This is a genomic window from Streptomyces sp. NPDC016640 (assembly GCF_043076215.1).
Taxonomy (GTDB): domain Bacteria; phylum Actinomycetota; class Actinomycetes; order Streptomycetales; family Streptomycetaceae; genus Streptomyces.
This window is the reverse complement of the sequence record NZ_JBIBRG010000005.1, coordinates 1-18,230: the sequence shown is the minus strand read 5'-3', so window position 1 is coordinate 18,230 and position 18,230 is coordinate 1. Positions and strand designations below refer to the sequence as shown.

Annotated in this window: 16 protein-coding genes and 2 pseudogenes; 13 read left to right on the top strand and 5 right to left on the bottom strand. The window is 71.4% G+C overall.

Features of this window, described 5'->3' with window-relative positions; translation table 11 throughout:
* Positions 1-37: 37 nt before the first annotated feature.
* A complete protein-coding gene (locus tag ACF07S_RS12155; RefSeq protein ID WP_391965030.1) occupies positions 38-727 on the bottom strand; it encodes a maleylpyruvate isomerase family mycothiol-dependent enzyme in 690 nt (229 codons plus the stop codon).
* A gap of 225 nt (positions 728-952) precedes the next feature.
* Between ACF07S_RS12155 and uvrA the strand changes: the two genes are divergently transcribed.
* The gene (gene uvrA / locus ACF07S_RS12150; protein ID WP_391965029.1) at positions 953-3,967 is read left to right on the top strand and encodes an excinuclease ABC subunit UvrA; all 3,015 of its coding nucleotides are present in this window, start codon (positions 953-955) and stop codon (positions 3,965-3,967) included.
* A 68-nt stretch (positions 3,968-4,035) separates the two neighbouring features.
* Here the strand turns inward: uvrA and ACF07S_RS12145 are convergent, their stop codons facing one another.
* A complete protein-coding gene (locus ACF07S_RS12145) occupies positions 4,036-4,953 on the bottom strand; it encodes a carbohydrate kinase (protein WP_391965028.1) in 918 nt (305 codons plus the stop codon).
* Complete coding sequence (locus ACF07S_RS12140) at positions 4,950-6,011, bottom strand: LacI family DNA-binding transcriptional regulator (protein ID WP_391974121.1); 1,062 nt, start codon at positions 6,009-6,011, stop codon at positions 4,950-4,952. The genes ACF07S_RS12145 and ACF07S_RS12140 overlap by 4 nt, the downstream gene beginning before the upstream one ends.
* A gap of 288 nt (positions 6,012-6,299) precedes the next feature.
* On the opposite strand from ACF07S_RS12140, the gene ACF07S_RS12135 reads away from it, so the two are divergent.
* A complete protein-coding gene (locus tag ACF07S_RS12135; protein WP_391965026.1) occupies positions 6,300-6,722 on the top strand; it encodes a Rieske (2Fe-2S) protein in 423 nt (140 codons plus the stop codon).
* 8 nt (positions 6,723-6,730) lie between these two features.
* Here ACF07S_RS12135 and ACF07S_RS12130 read toward each other — a convergent pair whose 3' ends face one another.
* Together ACF07S_RS12130 and ACF07S_RS12125 are read right to left on the bottom strand one after the other, a co-directional pair.
* A complete protein-coding gene (locus ACF07S_RS12130) occupies positions 6,731-7,678 on the bottom strand; it encodes a hypothetical protein (RefSeq protein ID WP_391974120.1) in 948 nt (315 codons plus the stop codon).
* Positions 7,679-7,984: 306 nt separating this feature from the next.
* Complete coding sequence (locus ACF07S_RS12125; RefSeq protein ID WP_391965024.1) at positions 7,985-8,146, bottom strand: hypothetical protein; 162 nt, start codon at positions 8,144-8,146, stop codon at positions 7,985-7,987.
* 170 nt (positions 8,147-8,316) lie between these two features.
* Between ACF07S_RS12125 and uvrC the strand changes: the two genes are divergently transcribed.
* From uvrC to ACF07S_RS12070, 11 genes and pseudogenes are all read left to right on the top strand, one after another.
* Positions 8,317-10,404 carry an excinuclease ABC subunit UvrC gene (gene uvrC / locus ACF07S_RS12120; RefSeq protein ID WP_391965023.1) on the top strand — a complete coding sequence of 696 codons (2,088 nt, stop codon included), beginning with the start codon at positions 8,317-8,319 and terminating at the stop codon, positions 10,402-10,404.
* Positions 10,401-11,405 (top strand): RNase adapter RapZ, encoded by a 1,005-nt coding sequence (gene rapZ / locus ACF07S_RS12115; RefSeq protein ID WP_391965022.1) that lies wholly within the window; start codon positions 10,401-10,403, stop codon positions 11,403-11,405. The genes uvrC and rapZ overlap by 4 nt, the downstream gene beginning before the upstream one ends.
* On the top strand, positions 11,402-12,469 hold the full coding sequence (gene yvcK, locus ACF07S_RS12110) for a uridine diphosphate-N-acetylglucosamine-binding protein YvcK (protein ID WP_391974119.1): 1,068 nt from the start codon (positions 11,402-11,404) through the stop codon (positions 12,467-12,469). The genes rapZ and yvcK overlap by 4 nt, the downstream gene beginning before the upstream one ends.
* Positions 12,460-13,449, top strand: a complete 990-nt coding sequence (whiA, locus tag ACF07S_RS12105; RefSeq protein ID WP_391965020.1) for a DNA-binding protein WhiA — start codon at positions 12,460-12,462, stop codon at positions 13,447-13,449. Before yvcK ends, whiA begins: the two co-directional genes overlap by 10 nt.
* A 6-nt stretch (positions 13,450-13,455) precedes the next feature.
* Positions 13,456-13,644 (top strand): annotated as a pseudogene (locus ACF07S_RS12100) (hypothetical protein); the annotation flags it as partial.
* A 225-nt stretch (positions 13,645-13,869) separates the two neighbouring features.
* Positions 13,870-14,877, top strand: a complete 1,008-nt coding sequence (gene gap / locus ACF07S_RS12095) for a type I glyceraldehyde-3-phosphate dehydrogenase (protein WP_391965019.1) — start codon at positions 13,870-13,872, stop codon at positions 14,875-14,877.
* A gap of 148 nt (positions 14,878-15,025) precedes the next feature.
* Positions 15,026-16,237 carry a phosphoglycerate kinase gene (locus ACF07S_RS12090; RefSeq protein ID WP_391965018.1) on the top strand — a complete coding sequence of 404 codons (1,212 nt, stop codon included), beginning with the start codon at positions 15,026-15,028 and terminating at the stop codon, positions 16,235-16,237.
* Between the two features lie 5 nt (positions 16,238-16,242).
* Positions 16,243-17,019 carry a triose-phosphate isomerase gene (gene tpiA / locus ACF07S_RS12085; protein ID WP_391965017.1) on the top strand — a complete coding sequence of 259 codons (777 nt, stop codon included), beginning with the start codon at positions 16,243-16,245 and terminating at the stop codon, positions 17,017-17,019.
* A 95-nt stretch (positions 17,020-17,114) separates the two neighbouring features.
* Positions 17,115-17,351: a preprotein translocase subunit SecG gene (secG, locus tag ACF07S_RS12080; protein WP_391965016.1), complete on the top strand. Its 237-nt coding sequence runs from the start codon at positions 17,115-17,117 to the stop codon at positions 17,349-17,351.
* Positions 17,352-17,570: 219 nt separating this feature from the next.
* Positions 17,571-17,906, top strand: coding sequence for an RNA polymerase-binding protein RbpA (locus ACF07S_RS12075; RefSeq protein WP_003957010.1), 336 nt, complete (start codon positions 17,571-17,573; stop codon positions 17,904-17,906).
* A 106-nt stretch (positions 17,907-18,012) separates the two neighbouring features.
* Positions 18,013-18,230 (top strand): annotated as a pseudogene (locus ACF07S_RS12070) (glucose-6-phosphate isomerase); the annotation flags it as partial.

Below are 18,230 nucleotides of genomic sequence, written 5' to 3'. Positions count from 1 at the left end.
CCTATAGCGCGAACGCCCGCCGGTCGTGCCGTCCGCCCTACAGCGGGGGAAGCGACGGGAGGCCGCCGCCCTTCACCGCCAGGGCGGAGCCGTCCCGGCGGCCCGCGAGCCAGCCGAGCAGGTCGGCGGCGGTTCCCCCGACCGTGACCGGGCCGCCCGGCGCCCCGCCGCCGGTCGCCCAGGTGCGCCCGTCGTCGGAGGCCAGACCCGTCGCGGGCACGTCCGGGTGCCCGGCGAACCGCTGCGCCAGGAACGCGATCTCCCGCTCGACGAACCCGGCGGGCAGGTCCTCCAGTTCGTAGCCGATCCCGAGGTCCACATGGTGCAGCTCCACCTCGGCCCAGCGCCGGAACGGCACCCGCTCCGCCCGGTCCGTGACTCCGTTGCGCAGCCGCACCGTGCGCGACCAGTCCGCCGGGGCCGCGCCCACCGCGCGGAAACGCCCGGCACTCTCCCGCAGGTCGGCGAGGTGCACGTCCAGGGGGCGCGGCGCTCCCCGGTCGATGTCGGCGTCCCGGGCCTCGCCGGAGACGTACATGGGCCGGCCCTCGAGGACGTTCGCCAGGGCGTCGGCGTTGCGGGCGAGGTGGGCCAGCACATGCCCCCGCGTCCAGCCGGGGAGGCGTGACGACTCGGTCACAGCCGCTTCGTCCAGTGAACCGACCGCGGTGAGCAGCCGCTCCGTCGCTGTGTGCACGGAGAGCAGGTCATCAGCGTGATCCATCATGGTGCCGACCCTAGTCCCGTCACACCTTCGGGTGAAGACGGTGCACCCGGACCTGTAATCGAATACACGTGCTATATGGTCGGGTGCGGCGTCGGGCATGCTGGAGAGCCGGGGTTTGTTGACAACCCGTGAATCCGAACCGGCGTTGTCAGTGGCTCCCCCTAGTCTGAGTGGGACGGGGGCCCCGCCCCTGTCACTTCTCTCAAAAGAAAGGTGCGGACCGGCGTGGCCGACCGTCTCATCGTCCGTGGAGCGCGCGAGCACAACCTCAAGAACGTCTCGCTCGACCTCCCGCGCGACTCGCTCATCGTCTTCACGGGCCTGTCGGGGTCGGGCAAGTCCTCGCTGGCCTTCGACACCATCTTCGCCGAGGGGCAGCGGCGCTACGTCGAGTCGCTCTCCTCCTACGCCCGGCAGTTCCTCGGTCAGATGGACAAGCCGGACGTCGACTTCATCGAGGGACTCTCCCCGGCGGTCTCCATCGACCAGAAGTCGACCTCGCGCAACCCGCGCTCCACGGTCGGCACCATCACCGAGGTCTACGACTACCTGCGTCTTCTCTTCGCGCGCATCGGCAAGCCCCACTGCCCCGAGTGCTCCCGCCCGATCTCGCGCCAGTCCCCGCAGGCCATCGTCGACAGGGTGCTGGAGTTGCCGGAGGGCAGCCGCTTCCAGGTGCTCTCCCCGCTGGTGCGCGAGCGCAAGGGCGAGTTCGTCGACCTCTTCGCCGACCTCCAGACCAAGGGCTACTCCCGCGCGCGGGTGGACGGCGAGACCGTCCAGCTCTCCAACCCGCCCGTGCTGAAGAAGCAGGAGAAGCACACCATCGAGGTGGTCGTCGACCGCCTCACGGTCAAGGACGGTGCCAAGCGCCGCCTCACCGACTCCGTCGAGACCGCCCTCGGCCTGTCCGGCGGCATGGTCGTGCTCGACTTCGTCGACCTCCCCGAGGACGACCCCGAGCGCGAGCGCATGTACTCCGAGCACCTGTACTGCCCGTACGACGACCTGTCCTTCGAGGAGCTGGAGCCCCGCTCCTTCTCCTTCAACTCGCCCTTCGGCGCCTGCCCCGAGTGCACCGGCATCGGCACGCGCATGGAGGTCGATCCCGAGCTGATCGTCCCCGACCCGGACAAGAGCCTCGACGAGGGGGCCATCCACCCCTGGTCGCACGGTCAGACCAGGGACTACTTCGACCGCCTCGTCGGAGCCCTCGCGGACGCGCTGGGCTTCCGCACGGACATCCCCTTCGCGGGTCTGCCGCAGCGTGCCAGGAAGGCCCTGCTGCACGGGCACAAGACCCAGGTCGAGGTCCGCTACCGCAACCGCTACGGGCGCGAGCGCCGGTACACCACGGCCTTCGAGGGCGCCGTCCCCTTCGTCAAGCGCCGGCACAGCGAGGCCGAGAGCGACGCGAGCCGGGAGCGCTTCGAGGGCTACATGCGCGAGGTGCCCTGCCCCTCCTGCGAGGGCACCCGGCTCAAGCCGGTCGTCCTCGCCGTCACGGTCATGGGCAAGTCCATCGCCGAGGTCTCCGGCATGTCCATCAGCGACTGCGCGGACTTCCTGGGCGAACTGAGGCTCACCGACCGCGACAAGAAGATCGCCGAGCGCGTGCTCAAGGAGGTCAACGAGCGGCTGCGCTTCCTGGTCGACGTCGGCCTGGACTACCTCTCGCTGAACCGCGCGGCGGGCACGCTCTCCGGCGGCGAGGCCCAGCGCATCCGCCTGGCCACCCAGATCGGATCCGGGCTCGTCGGCGTCCTCTACGTCCTCGACGAGCCGTCCATCGGTCTGCACCAGCGCGACAACCACCGGCTGATCGAGACCCTGGTCCGGCTGCGCGACATGGGCAACACGCTCATCGTCGTCGAGCACGACGAGGACACCATCAAGGTCGCCGACTGGATCGTCGACATCGGCCCCGGCGCCGGCGAACACGGCGGCAAGGTCGTGCACAGCGGCTCCCTGAAGGAACTGCTCGCCAACACCGAGTCGCAGACCGGCCAGTACCTGTCCGGCGCGAAGTCCATCCCGCTGCCCGACCTCCGCCGCCCGCACGACCCCGCGCGCCGGCTCACGGTGCACGGCGCCCGCGAGAACAACCTCCAGGACATCGACGTGTCCTTCCCGCTGGGGGTGTTCACCGCGGTCACCGGCGTGTCCGGGTCCGGCAAGTCCACGCTGGTCAACGACATCCTGTACACCCACCTCGCCCGCGAGCTGAACGGCGCCCGCAGCGTGCCGGGCCGGCACACCCGCGTGGACGGCGACGACCTCGTCGACAAGGTCGTCCACGTCGACCAGTCGCCCATCGGCCGCACCCCGCGCTCCAACCCGGCGACGTACACCGGTGTCTTCGACCACGTCCGCAAGCTGTTCGCCGAGACCACCGAGGCCAAGGTCCGCGGCTACATGCCGGGCCGGTTCTCCTTCAACGTCAAGGGCGGCCGCTGCGAGAACTGCGCGGGCGACGGCACCATCAAGATCGAGATGAACTTCCTCCCGGACGTGTACGTGCCGTGCGAGGTCTGCCACGGCGCCCGCTACAACCGGGAGACCCTGGAGGTCCACTACAAGGGCAAGTCCATCGCCGACGTGCTGAACATGCCGATCGAGGAGGCCATGAACTTCTTCGAGGCGGTCCCGGCGATCTCCCGCCACCTCAGGACGCTCAACGACGTCGGCCTCGGCTACGTCAGGCTCGGTCAGTCCGCGACCACCCTGTCCGGTGGCGAGGCACAGCGGGTGAAGCTCGCCAGCGAGCTGCAGAAGCGCTCCACCGGCCGCACGGTCTACGTCCTGGACGAGCCCACCACCGGTCTGCACTTCGAGGACATCAGCAAGCTGCTGACGGTGCTGTCGGGCCTGGTCGACAAGGGCAACACGGTCATCGTCATCGAGCACAACCTCGACGTGATCAAGACCGCCGACTGGGTCGTCGACATGGGTCCCGAGGGCGGTTCCGGCGGCGGCCTGGTCGTCGCGGAGGGCACGCCGGAGCAGGTCGCGAGCGTGCCGGCCAGCCACACCGGCAAGTTCCTGCAGGAGGTCCTGGGGGCGGAGCGGATCAGCGACGCCTCCCAGGTGCGGGCCCCGCGGAAGGCGGTGGCGAAGAAGACGGTCGCCGCCAGGGCCGGCACCAGGAAGACGGCCACCACGGCGGTCGACGGCACGGCCGCCAAGAGGACGGCCACCAAGGCCGCCGCGAAGAAGCCGACGCGGACGACCAGGGCCTGACCGGCCCACACCGGCACGCGCCGTGCCGCACGGGGGATCCGACCCTCGCGCGGCACGGCGCGTGTGCGTCAGGCGGGCTCCGCCTCCAGCTCGTGGGCGTACGGCGGTTCCGCGCCCGCGCGTGAGCAGGTGATCGCGGCCGCGCGTGCCGCCAGCCCGAGCAGGCCCTCCCAGCCCTCCGCGCCCAGCGCGGCCACGCCCTCGTCACTGAGCGCGTCCCGGGCCGCGAGGCCGTGCAGCAGCGCCGCGTTGACGGTGTCACCGGCGCCGATGGTGTCCACCACCTCGACCCGCTCACCCGGTACGGCGTACTCACCGCCCTCGCGCGTGAACACGGTCAGCCCGTCACCGCCCCGGGTGACCACCACGGCCGCCGGGCCGGACGCCAGCCACTCCCGCGGGGAACCGCCGAGCCACTCGGCGTCCTCCGCGGACAGCTTCAGCAGCGACACCGACGGCAGCCAGCTCTTGAACCGGGCCCGGTAGGCGTCGGGATCGGGAATCAGGCCCGGCCGGACATTGGGGTCCAGCGCCGTGAACACGCCTTGCGCGCAAGCGGTGCGCATCAGCTCCTCGTACGCGCTCGCGCCCGGCTCCAGCACGAGCGAGCAGGTCCCGAAGGACACCGCGCGGGTGCCGTCCGGCAGCGCGTCGGGGGCCGTGAACAGCCGGTCCGCGGTCCCCTCCACGTAGAAGGAGTACGCCGCCGAACCGTCCGTGCCGACCGTGGCGACGGCGAGCGTCGTCGGTTCGTCGCCGCGCTGCACCGACGACACGTCCACCCCGGTCTCCCGCAGCCGGTCCAGCAGCGCCTCACCGAAGGCGTCCCGGGACACCCGGGAGCAGAAGGCGGCGGGGGAACCGAGGCGGCCCAGAGCCACCGCGGTGTTGAAGGGGCCTCCGCCGAGCGCCGGCGTCAGCGCCGCGAGGGCGCCCGCGCCCTGCGGTACCAGGTCGATCAGTGCCTCACCGGCTACGACGATCACGAGGGTTTCCTTTCCTGGGGGGGCTCGGGCCGCTCCGGTCCGTCCGGGCAGCCGCAGGAACTGCGGTGCACGAAGGCACACGGCAGCCGTTCGGTCCGCGCGGGCCGGTCCGGGTCGGCGAGGCGGTCCAGCAGGATGTGCACGGCCCGGGCGCCGATGTCCCGGCTGGGCTGGGCGATCGCCGTGAGGCGGGGTGAGAAGAGGTCCGCCCAGGCGAAGTCGTCGAAACAGCACAACGCGATGTCCCCGGGCACGGACAGGCCGTGTGCCCGCAGGGCCCGCAGCGCACCGATCGTCATGGTGTTGTTGGCGGTGACCAGCGCGGTGGGGCGGGAACCGAGGGACAGCAGGCCGGCGGTGGCCCGTTCGGCGCCGGCCGACGCGGAGTCGCCGTGCGCCAGGAGCCGTTCGTCGTACGGCAGTCCGGCGGCCGCGAGACCGTGCCGGTACCCGGTGATCCGCTCGGCGGTGGTGCTGAGCCCCGGCAGTCCCGCGACCAGCGCGATACGGCGGTGGCCGAGGCCCGCGAGATGGGTGACCAGCCGGGCCGTCGGTTCCGCGCTCTCGGCACAGACCTGGTCGAAGCGCGCACCGTCGCCGCTCCCGGGCGCGTCGACCAGCCGGTCCAGGAACACGGCCGGCACCTGATGGCGCCCGAGGTAGGCGAGCAGCTCGCGCGGCCGCGCGGAGGGCGCGACGATCATGCCCTCCACACGGCGCTCGTGCAGCAGCTGGACGACCTTGCGCTCGTGCTCGGGGTCGTCGTGCGGATCGGCGATGAGCAGGCTGTAACCGTGGTCGAGGGCCGCGGCCTCGACGCCCTGGAGGATCTCCGTGAAGTACGGGTTGCTGATCGCCGACACCGCCAGCCCGATCGACCGCGTCCGGGACGTCACCAGGGAACGGGCCAGGGTGTTCGGCGTGTAGCCGAGCTCCTCCACGGCGTCCAGGACCGCCTGGCGGGTGTGGGGCAGCACCGGCCGGGTGTCGTTCAGCACGTGGGAGACGGTCGCGACCGAGACACCGGCGCGGCGCGCCACGTCCGCCATGGTCGCCATCGCGTGCTCTCCTCGGTGCCGGGCGTTCGTCTTCCGGGTGAGGACGGTATCCCATCCGACGGCCTCCGTAAACGTTTGCGCAAGCGTTTACGCATACGTTTACGCATACATTCACGCACATGTTCACGCACGCGCTTGCGCAGGCGTTCGCCCAGGCGCTCGCGCATGCGGCGGCGTACACGCTCGCGTCGGCGTCCGCCCCGCCGCCCCACGCCGCCCCGCCGACGGTCACCCCGGTATCGTCCCCGACGTCCGCCCGTGCACGTCCGTCCGACCAGTGGAGCCCGTATGCCCGCCCGACCCGCCGCGAGCCGCCGTACCGTCCTGCGGGGCGCGGCCCTCGCTCCCGTCGCCGGACTGGGGCTCACCGCGTGCCGAGGCGCCGGGGACGACGGGTCCGCCCCGCTGACCGGACCCGTCGAGCTCGGCCCCGAGAACGAGGTCGCCAAGGGCGGCGCGAAGCTGTACCGGGAGTCCGAGGTCGTGGTCAGCCGGAGCGAGGACGGCGCCCTCAAGGCGTACAGCTCCCTCTGCACGCACGCGGGGTGCCCCATCAACAAGCTGGAGGGGACGACACTGATCTGCCCCTGCCACGGCAGCGAGTTCGACGCCACCACCGGCAAGGTGCTGCGCGAGCCCGCCGTGGCCCCCCTGAAGGCGCTGACCGTCGAGGTGGAGAACGGCACGATGGTCGCCGGCCGGCAGACCTGACCGGATCGCTACTCCCAGTCCCAGGCGATCCCCACGTACCCCGACCGTACGCGCGGCTCCACCAGGTGCACCGAGCGGTGCCGGCCGCTGAGCGCCAGTTCCTGGTGGCCGCCGCGCGGCGCCGCCGCCGAATGCTGGGTGAAGCGGTGACAGCGCGAGGGGAGCACTCCGGGGTCGAAGCACACCTGGAGCACGTACTGGCCCCCGGGGGAGTGTGCGCCGCGCACGTACTCGCGCGAGTTTCCGGCCGTGCCGTCCTCGACGGCGTACCGGAAGAGGAAGGTGTCGCCGGCGCGCAGGCGGGTGTCGAAGAGCAGCTCGGCCGCGAGCACGCCCGTGTCGTGGTGCCGGCGTATGCGCCCGGTCCGGCAGTTCTCCAGGGCGTGCACGGCCATCCGCTCCGGCACGGAACCCGGGTCGCCGTGGTGGACGGCCACATAGCGGTCGACACCGTCCCGGTGCGCGCGCACGATGTGGTGCGCCTCGCGCTCCGCCAGCTCACGGCGCGCCCCGATCCGCACCCGCTCGTGGTGTCCCAGGGTGTGCAGCCCGCCGTCCCGCGGTGTTCCGAACTCGGCCAGCAGCCGTTCCAGCACACCCGAGGCCTCCACCAGGGAGCGGTAGGACCGGCCCGCGGACCGGTGGTCCGCCGTGCGCTCGCCCGTCTCGGCGAGCAGCCGGATCAGTGACTCCTCCGGCAGCCGGAGGATCTCCTCCAGCGCCCGTACGGCGCGCAGCGACTCCGGGCGCTGCGGGCGGCGGGCGCCCTGCTGCCAGTAACTCAGGCTGGTGACGCCGACCTTTACGCCGTGGCGCGACAGATGGTGCTGCACCCGCTGAAGCGGCAGTCCCCGCGCGGCGATCGCGGCGCGCAGCGCGACGTGGAACGGGCCGCCGCGCAGGACCGAGTCCAGTTCCGCGGTGGCGAGGTCCGCGTGCTGTGTGGCGTACGGCATGCAGGGGCCCTTTCTGTGTCCACAACGGCCGGCCGGACCGTTCCGCGCGGGTCACCCCGGACCGCTCCCGCCGGCGCGGCGGAGCCCTCGGGCCCCTGCGTCGTTCCCCAGGGCCCGGAGTTCCCCCGCATTGAAGCGTGTTGACCAAGCCCCGACAACACCTGAAGCCCGACAGCGGTACACACCCGCGGGGCCGTACCGGCCACAGGGCCGGTACGGCCCCGCGGCCCGTACCGTGATTCGGTTGTCGTCCGGAGCGCCCCGAGACCCGGAAAGGCCCCGTAAGAGATCCGGACCCGGGAGGTCCTAGCGGCCGCCCGCCCTGTCCTGCTCCCGCAGCCGCAGGCGCTTGGCGCGCACGATGTCGGGGTCGCGTGGGTCGAGGGGCTCGATGAGCGCGGACGTCTCGTCCGCGTACCGGCGGGCCCGGGCCGGTCGTCGTGGTTTCTCGATCCGTGTCTGTCGCATCCGACCAGCCCTCCGACTCGTGACCGTCCTCATGACCGTCCGCCGCGCGCCCGAAGGACGGACCCCCCACCTTCCCGCTTCCCACCCCCCGTAACCCATCCGGGCCCCACGGGTCCTCCCTCGTCCACAGGCCCACCGCGGTGTCGGTCCCCGCCAGTAGGGTGTGAGACATGGCCGACCCCTCCAGCTACCGCCCCAAACCGGGTGAGATCCCCGACTCGCCGGGGGTCTACCGGTTCCGCGACGAGCACCGCCGGGTGATCTACGTCGGAAAGGCGAAGAGCCTGCGCCAGCGCCTGGCGAACTACTTCCAGGACCTGACCGGACTGCACCCGCGCACCCGCTCCATGGTCACCACGGCCGCGTCCGTGGAGTGGACGGTGGTGTCCACGGAGGTGGAGGCGCTCCAGCTGGAGTACTCCTGGATCAAGGAGTACGACCCCCGGTTCAACGTCAAGTACCGCGACGACAAGAGCTACCCCTACCTCGCGGTGACGATGAACGAGGAGTACCCGCGCGTGCAGGTGATGCGCGGCCACAAGAAGAAGGGCGTCCGCTACTTCGGCCCGTACGCGCACGCCTGGGCGATCCGCGACACCGTGGACCTGCTGCTGCGCGTCTTCCCGGTGCGCACCTGCTCGGCCGGCGTGTTCAGGAACGCCGCCCGCACCGGCCGCCCCTGTCTGCTCGGCTACATCGGCAAGTGCTCGGCGCCCTGCGTGGACCGCGTCTCCGCCGAGGATCACCGCGAACTGGCGGAGGACTTCTCCGACTTCATGGCCGGCCGCACGGGCACCTACCTGCGCCGGCTGGAGAAGCAGATGGCGCAGGCGGCCGAGGAGATGGAGTACGAGCGGGCCGCCCGCCTGCGCGACGACATCGGTGCCCTGAAGAAGGCCATGGAGAAGAACGCGGTCGTGCTCGCCGACGCCACCGACGCCGACCTGATCGCGGTCGCCGAGGACGAGCTGGAGGCGGCAGTCCAGATCTTCCACGTCCGCGGCGGACGCGTGCGCGGCCAGCGCGGCTGGGTCACCGACAAGGTCGAGGAGATCACCACCGGCGCCCTCGTCGAGCACGCACTGCAGCAGCTCTACGGGGAGGAGACCGGCGACGCCGTCCCCCGTGAGGTCCTGGTCCCCGCCCTGCCCGACCCGGTGGAGCCGGTCCAGCAATGGCTCACCGAGCGGCGCGGCTCGGGCGTCTCCCTGCGGATCCCGCAGCGCGGCGACAAGAAGGCCCTGATGGAGACCGTGGCGCGCAACGCCCAGCAGGCGCTGGTGCTGCACAAGACCAAGCGCGCCTCCGACCTCACCACGCGCTCGCGCGCGCTGGAGGAGATCAGCGACGCCCTGGGGCTGGACAGCGCCCCGCTCAGGATCGAGTGCTACGACATCTCGCACCTCCAGGGCGACGACGTGGTGGCCTCCATGGTGGTCTTCGAGGACGGGCTGGCCCGCAAGAGCGAGTACCGCCGCTTCCAGATCAGAGGCTTCGCCGGCCAGGACGACGTCCGCTCCATGCACGAGGTGATCACCCGCCGGTTCCGGCGCTATCTGGCGGAGAAGGAACGGACGGGGGAGTGGACCGACGGTGAGGCCCCCGGCGCCGGGGAACCCCCCGGGAGCCTCGCCGAACCGCCCGCGACCACCCTCACCGAGGACGACGGCCGCCCCAGGCGTTTCGCCTACCCGCCGCAGCTCGTCGTGGTGGACGGCGGCGCCCCGCAGGTCGCGGCGGCCCGGCGGGCGCTGGACGAGCTCGGCATCGACGACATCGCGGTGTGCGGTCTCGCCAAGCGGCTGGAGGAGGTCTGGCTGCCCGGTGACGACGACCCGGTGGTGCTGCCCCGCACGAGTGAGGGCCTCTACCTGCTCCAGCGGGTCCGTGACGAGGCCCACCGCTTCGCGATCGCCTACCAGCGCGTCAAGCGCGCCAAGCGCTTCCGCGCCAGTCCCCTGGACGACGTGCCCGGGCTCGGCGAGACCCGCAAGCAGGCGTTGGTCAAGCACTTCGGGTCGGTGAGGAAACTGCGATCGGCGACAATCGAACAGATCTGCGAGGTTCAGGGCATAGGCCGCAAGACGGCCGAGACGATCGCCGCGGCCCTCGCCCGGGCGGCACCCGCCGCCCCGGCCGTGAACACGGCGACGGGCGAGATCATGGATGACACGGAAGAACCCGGGGACACCACGGGTTCTCCGGGGGAGCCCGTGTCCACGGGCGCCCCGGACGAACGACGGGGGCAGGAGCGATGACCGAGCACGAGACAGGGCCCATGGCCGAGCGGGAACCGGCGCGGCAGGGGACCGGCGACGACACCACCGGGCCCGGCGCCCACCAGGACGACGGAGCGCAGGTGAAGGCCGGCACGGAAAACGCCGGGGTGCCCGAGGCGGCCATCCCCGAGCTGGTGATCATCTCCGGCATGTCCGGGGCCGGCCGCTCGACGGCCGCGAAGTGCCTGGAGGACCTCGGCTGGTTCGTCGTGGACAACCTGCCGCCCGCGCTGATCCCCACCATGGTGGAGCTCGGCGCCCGCTCCCAGGGCAACGTGGCGCGGATCGCCGTCGTCGTCGACGTGCGCGGCCGGCGCTTCTTCGACAACCTCCGCGAGTCCCTCGCCGACCTCGACGCGCGGGGCGTCACCCGGCGGACCGCCTTCCTGGAGTCCTCCGACGAGGCCCTGGTGCGCCGCTTCGAGTCCGTGCGCCGCCCGCACCCCCTCCAGGGCGACGGCCGCATCGTCGACGGCATCGCCGCCGAGCGGGAACTGCTGCGCGAGCTGCGCGGCGACGCCGACCTGGTGATCGACACCTCCAGCCTCAACGTGCACGAGCTGCGCGCCAAGATGGACGCCCAGTTCGCCGGCGAGGAGGAGCCCGAGCTGCGGGCCACCGTCATGTCCTTCGGCTTCAAGTACGGCCTCCCGGTCGACGCCGACCTGGTCGTGGACATGCGGTTCCTGCCCAACCCGCACTGGGTCCCCGAGCTGCGCCCGTACACCGGCCTCAACGAGGAGGTGGCGTCGTACATCTTCAACCAGCCCGGTGCCAAGGAGTTCCTCGACCGGTACGCGGAGCTGCTGCGCCTCGTCGCCGCGGGCTACCGCCGTGAGGGCAAGCGCTATGTGACCATCGCGGTCGGCTGCACCGGCGGCAAGCACCGCTCGGTCGCCATGTCGGAGAAGCTCGCCGCCAGGCTGGTCGCCGAGGGCGTGGAGACGGTGGTCGTCCACCGGGACATGGGACGGGAATGACAGCACGTAGTCCGCGGCTGAACCGGCTGCGCAGAGCGGTTCCCGAGGGGCGCGCCGGCCGTCCGGCCGGGCTCCGCGGCGCGCGGCCGCGCCGCAGGGGTGCCCAGCCCAAGGTGGTCGCCCTCGGCGGCGGCATGGGCCTGTCCGCCTCGCTCGCCGCCCTGCGGCGCATCACCGGGGACCTCACCGCCGTCGTCACCGTGGCCGACGACGGAGGCTCCAGCGGGCGCCTGCGGGACGAGCTGGGGGTGCTGCCGCCCGGCGACCTGCGCAAGGCGCTGGCCGCGCTGTGCGGCGACGACGACTGGGGCCAGACCTGGGCCAGGGTCATCCAGCACCGTTTCCAGTCCCGGGGCGAGCTGCACGAGCACGCGGTCGGCAATCTGCTGATCGTCGCGCTGTGGGAGCAGCTCGGCGACCACGTCCAGGCGCTGGACCTGGTCGGCCGGCTGCTGGGCGCGCAGGGGCGGGTGCTGCCCATGTCCGCCGTTCCACTGGAGCTCCAGGCCCTGGTCAGGGGCCACGACCCGGAGCGGCCCGAGGAGGTCGGCACGGTCCGCGGACAGGCCACCGTCGCCCTCACCCCCGGCGAGGTGCAGTCCGTGCACCTGGTGCCGAACGACCCGCCGGCCGTCCCCGAGGCGGTGGCGGCGGTCCTCGACGCGGACTGGGTGGTGCTCGGCCCGGGATCCTGGTTCTCCTCGGTGATCCCGCACCTGCTCGTGCCGGAACTGCTGGACGCCCTCATCGGGACGAAGGCGCGCCGGGTACTCTCGCTGAACCTCGCCCCGCAGCCAGGAGAAACCGAGGGCTTCTCCCCGCAGCGTCATTTGGAGGTTTTGGGACGACACGCCCCTAAACTCGCCCTGGACGTGGTGCTGGCCGACGAGGCCGCCGTGCCCGACCGCGACTCCCTCACCGATGCCGCCCAGCGGTTCGGCGCCGCGGTCGAGCTGGCCCCGGTGGCCCGGCCCGACGGAAGCCCCCGGCACGACCCGGAACTGTTGGCCGCCGCGTACGACCGTATTTTTCGGATGCATGGAAGGATCGGCCCATGGCGATGACGGCAGCGGTGAAGGACGAGATCTCCCGGCTTCCCGTCACCCGGACCTGCTGCAGAAAGGCGGAGGTCTCCGCCGTCCTGCGGTTCGCCGGCGGCCTCCACCTGGTGAGCGGGCGCATCGTGATCGAGGCGGAGCTGGACACCGCGATGGCGGCCCGCCGCCTCAAGCGGGACATCCTGGAGATCTTCGGCCACAGCTCCGAGCTGATCGTGATGGCTCCGGGCGGACTGCGCCGCGGCTCGCGCTACGTCGTCCGGGTGGTCGCGGGCGGCGACCAGCTGGCCCGGCAGACCGGCCTGGTGGACGGCCGGGGCCGCCCCATCCGCGGCCTGCCCCCGCAGGTGGTCTCGGGGGCCACCTGCGACGCCGAGGCGGCCTGGCGCGGGGCCTTCCTGGCGCACGGCTCCCTCACCGAGCCCGGCCGGTCCTCCTCCCTGGAGGTGACCTGCCCCGGTCCCGAGGCCGCGCTCGCCCTGGTCGGTGCCGCCCGCCGGCTGTCGATCGGGGCGAAGGCGCGTGAGGTACGGGGCGTGGACCGGGTCGTGGTCCGTGACGGCGACGCCATCGGCGCGCTGCTCACCCGGCTCGGCGCGCACGAGTCGGTGCTCGCGTGGGAGGAGCGCCGGATGCGCCGGGAGGTCCGCGCCACGGCGAACCGGCTGGCCAACTTCGACGACGCCAACCTGCGCCGCTCCGCCCGCGCGGCCGTCGCCGCCGGTGCCCGGGTCCAGCGCGCCCTGGAGATCCTCGGCGACGACGTTCCCGAGCACCTCGCCGCGGCCGGCCGGCTGCGCATGGAACACAAGCAGGCCTCCCTGGAGGAACTGGGCGCGCTCGCCGACCCGCCGCTCACCAAGGACGCCGTGGCCGGCCGTATCCGCCGGCTGCTGGCCATGGCCGACAAGCGCGCCGCCGACCTCGGCGTCCCGGGTACGGAGGCCAACATCGGCGAGGAGCTGGCCGACAACCTCGTCGGCTGACCGGCTGTCAGGAGACCGCCCGCGGGCAGTCCGGCCGTCCTGAAGGACCGCACCCGCACCGGAGCGCTGTTCCGGACCTGCGGAGCGGTCACCACCGGCGACACCGTGCTGCTGGGCTTCGGCCCGGAGCACCTGCCCTCCGCGGCCGACCGGGCCGCGCTGCCGAGGAAGACCCTGACCGTCCTCGACGGGTGACACCGCACGTCAACGGAGGGCGACGGACCGTAACCGGATGAGGTGAAAGAAGTCCGTCGGCCGGGGCGGCCCGCGCCCTACTGGCGGGTACAGGCCGCCCTGTCGGGTACCGGGCACGTCGATGTCACGGCCGCGGCCCCGGAGAGGTAGGGTCGGCAGTGGTCGGGGACATCCCAAATACAGCTCGCCGGCACAGAGCCGGCGCACCAACGAGGAGATCGGTTCGTGACGATCCGCGTAGGCATCAACGGGTTTGGCCGCATCGGTCGCAACTACTTCCGCGCATTGCTGGAACAGGGCGCCGACATCGAGATCGTGGCCGTCAACGACCTGGGTGACACGGCGACGACTGCGCACCTGCTGAAGTACGACACCATTCTGGGCCGCCTCAAGCAGGAGGTCACCCACACCGCCGACACGATCACCGTCGACGGCAAGACGATCAAGGTGCTCTCGGAGCGCAACCCCGCCGACATCCCGTGGGGCGACCTGGGCGTCGACATCGTCATCGAGTCGACCGGCATCTTCACCACCAAGGAAGACGCCGGGAAGCACATCACCGGCGGCGCCAAGAAGGTCATCATCTCCGCCCCGGCGAAGAACGAAGACGTCACCATCGTCATGGGCGTCAACCACGACCAGTACGACGCGGCGAACCACCACGTCATCTCCAACGCCTCCTGCACCACCAACTGCGTGGCGCCGATGGCGAAGGTGCTCGACGAGAACTTCGGCATCGTCAAGGGCCTGATGACGACGGTGCACGCGTACACGAACGACCAGCGCATCCTCGACTTCCCGCACAAGGACCTGCGCCGCGCCCGTGCCGCCGCCGAGAACATCATCCCGACCACCACCGGTGCCGCCAAGGCCACCGCCCTGGTGCTGCCGCAGCTCAAGGGCAAGCTGGACGGCATGGCCATGCGCGTCCCGGTCCCGACCGGCTCGGTCACCGACCTGGTCGTCGAGCTCTCCCGCGAGGTCACCAAGGAAGAGGTCAACGCCGCCTTCCAGAAGGCCGCCGAGGGCGAGCTCAAGGGCTACCTCGAGTACACCGAGGACGAGATCGTCTCCTCCGACATCGTCAACGCCCCGGCGTCCTGCACCTTCGACTCCTCCCTGACCATGGTCCAGGAGGGCAAGAGCGTGAAGGTCATCGGCTGGTACGACAACGAGTGGGGCTACAGCAACCGCCTCGTCGACCTCACGGTCTTCGTGGGCAACCAGCTCTGATCGTGGAGCAGGCAGCCTGATGCGAGTGCAGGGCTCGGCCGGTGCGGCAACGCGCTGTCCGAGCCCTGACGCACGTATCGGAACAGTCGCCCTCTTTCGATCACGAGTGATCACGAGCGAACACGAGCTCTAGCCAGGGAGCCCCCTCATGAAGACGATCGACGAACTCCTCTCCGAAGGCGTGGCGGGCAAGCGGGTCTTCGTCCGCGCCGACCTCAACGTGCCGCTGAGCGGCGCCACCATCACCGACGACGGCCGTATCCGCGCCGTGCTGCCCACGGTCAGGGCTCTCTCCGAGGCGGGCGCCCGCGTCGTCGTGGCCTCGCACCTGGGCCGCCCCAAGGGCGCCCCGGACCCCGCCTTCTCGCTCGCCCCCGCGGCCGCCCGCCTGGGCGAACTCCTGGCCGCCGACGTGGCGTTCGCGACCGACACGGTCGGCGAGTCCGCCGGCTCCACCGTGGCCGGCCTCGCCGACGGGCAGGTCGCGGTCATCGAGAACCTGCGCTTCAACGCCGGCGAGACCAGCAAGGACGACGCCGAGCGCGGCGAGTTCGCCGACCGCCTCGCCGCCCTCGCCGACGTGTACGTGGGCGACGGCTTCGGCGCGGTGCACCGCGGCCACGCCTCGGTCCTCGACCTCCCCGCCCGCCTGCCGCACTACGCCGGACACCTCATCGCCACCGAGGTCGGCGTCCTGAGGAAGCTCACCGACGACGTCAAGCGGCCCTACGTCGTCGTTCTCGGCGGCGCCAAGGTCTCCGACAAGCTCGCCGTCATCGACCGGCTGCTCGGCAAGGCCGACCGCCTGCTCATCGGCGGCGGCATGGCGTACACCTTCCTCAAGGCCAAGGGCTACGAGGTCGGCAGGTCCCTGCTGCAGGAGGACCAGATCCCGGCGGTCCAGGAGTACCTGGAGCGTGCCGAGAAGAACGGGGTCGAGCTGGTGCTGCCGGTCGACGCGCTGGTCTCCGGGGAGTTCCCCGACCTGAAGGCCGGGGCCGCCACCCACCCCACCACCGTCGCCGCGGACGCCATCCCGGCCGATCGGTTGGGCCTGGACATCGGTCCGGAGTCCCGCAAGCTGTACGCCTCGAAGCTCGCCGACGCCGCCACCGTCTTCTGGAACGGCCCCATGGGCGTCTTCGAGCACCCCGACTACGCCGAGGGCACCAAGGTGGTCGCCCAGGCCCTCATCGACTCCCCGGGCTTCACCGTGGTCGGCGGCGGCGACTCCGCCGCGGCCGTCCGTACCCTGGGCTTCGACGAGCAGGCATTCGGCCACATCTCGACCGGCGGCGGCGCCTCCCTCGAATACCTCGAGGGCAAGACGCTCCCCGGCCTCGCCGCACTGGAGGACTGACCTCAATGACCACCCGCACGCCGCTGATGGCGGGCAACTGGAAGATGAACCTCAACCACCTCGAGGCCATCGCCCACGTCCAGAAGCTCGCCTTCGCCCTCGCCGACAAGGACTACGAGGCCGTCGAGGTCGCCGTCCTGCCGCCCTTCACCGACCTGCGCTCCGTACAGACCCTGGTCGACGGCGACAAGCTGCGGATCGTGTACGGCGCCCAGGACATCTCCGCGCACGACGGCGGTGCCTACACCGGCGAGATCTCCGGCCCCATGCTGGCCAAGCTGAAGTGCACCTACGTCGCGATCGGCCACTCCGAGCGCAGGCAGTACCACGCCGAGACCGACGCACTGGTGAACGCCAAGGTGAAGGCCGCCTACAAGCACGGCATCACCCCCATCCTGTGCGTCGGCGAGGAGCTGGAGGTCCGCGAGGCGGGCAACCACGTCGCCCACACCCTCGCCCAGGTCGAGGGCGGTCTGAAGGACCTCCCGGCCGAGCAGGCCGAGACGGTCGTCATCGCCTACGAGCCCGTGTGGGCCATCGGCACCGGCAAGGTCTGCGGCGCCGAGGACGCCCAGGAGGTCTGCGCCGCCATCCGCGGCAAGATCGCCGAGCTGTACACGCAGGAGCTGGCCGACAAGGTCCGCATCCAGTACGGCGGCTCCGTCAAGTCCGGCAACGTCGCCGAGATCATGGCGCAGGCCGACATCGACGGCGCCCTGGTCGGCGGCGCGTCGCTGGACGCCGACGAGTTCGTCAAGATCGTTCGTTTCCGCGACCAGTGAGTATGCGGTAACGGCGATTCGTCGTACCCTTGCGGGGTCCAGCAGCGTGCTGGGCCCCGCGTCGTCCATCCGCATCCGAGGAAGTTGGTCCAGCCGTGGTTCTGGGGTTCTCCATCGCCCTGATCGTCTTCAGCCTGCTGCTGATGCTGCTGGTGCTGATGCACAAGGGGAAGGGCGGCGGCCTCTCCGACATGTTCGGTGGTGGCATGCAGTCCTCCGTCGGCGGCTCCTCGGTCGCCGAGCGCAACCTCGACCGGATCACCGTCGTGGTCGGTCTGCTCTGGTTCGCGTGCATCGTCACGCTCGGCATCATGATGAAGGTGAACAACTGACCGAGGGTGCGATCCGCCCTCGTTCCCCCGCAATCCGCACGTAAGGCCCCATGTTCGGTACGCGCAGCTGAGCGCGGCCTATCATGGGGCTTGCGTCTGGCTGCGGAGGAGGTAACTCCCATCACTGGACGCGCGTTGGGCCTTACGTAGACTGAGGCGCTCGCGGCGAAGCGGAACGCCGACTCGCTTCGCGGCACCATCACGCAGGGAGTTACGACCGTGGCAAGTGGCAACGCGATCCGGGGGAGCCGGGTCGGGGCGGGGCCGATGGGCGAGGCCGAGCGCGGCGAGTCCGCGCCGCGGCTGCGCATCTCCTTCTGGTGCTCCAACGGGCACGAGACACAGCCGAGCTTCGCAAGCGACGCGCAGGTGCCCGATACCTGGGACTGCCCCCGCTGCGGCTTTCCGGCCGGACAGGACCGCGACAACCCCCCGGACCCACCGCGCACCGAGCCCTACAAGACGCACCTCGCCTATGTGCGGGAGCGGCGCAGCGACGCGGACGGCGAGGCGATCCTCGCCGAGGCGCTCGCCAAGCTGAGGGGCGAGATCTAGTCCGGTCCGCTTCGGACTCCGTCGGTCTTCTTCTTCCTTCGTGTTCACCGCTGATCAATTAGGTTGGGCTCAGCGGGACACCCAGAGAAGAAGGCGGAAGTCCGAGATGAACGCAGAGGGCCGTACCAGGCTCAACCAGACGCCCGAGTGGGCCGCACTGGCCAAGCACCGTGAGGAGCTCGGCGAGGTGCGGCTGCGCGAGCTGTTCGCCGCCGATCCCGGCCGCGGTACCGCGTACACCCTCCGGGTCGGCGACCTGTACGTCGACTACTCCAAGCACCTGGTCACCGACGAGACCCTGCGGCTGCTGCGGGACCTGGCCGC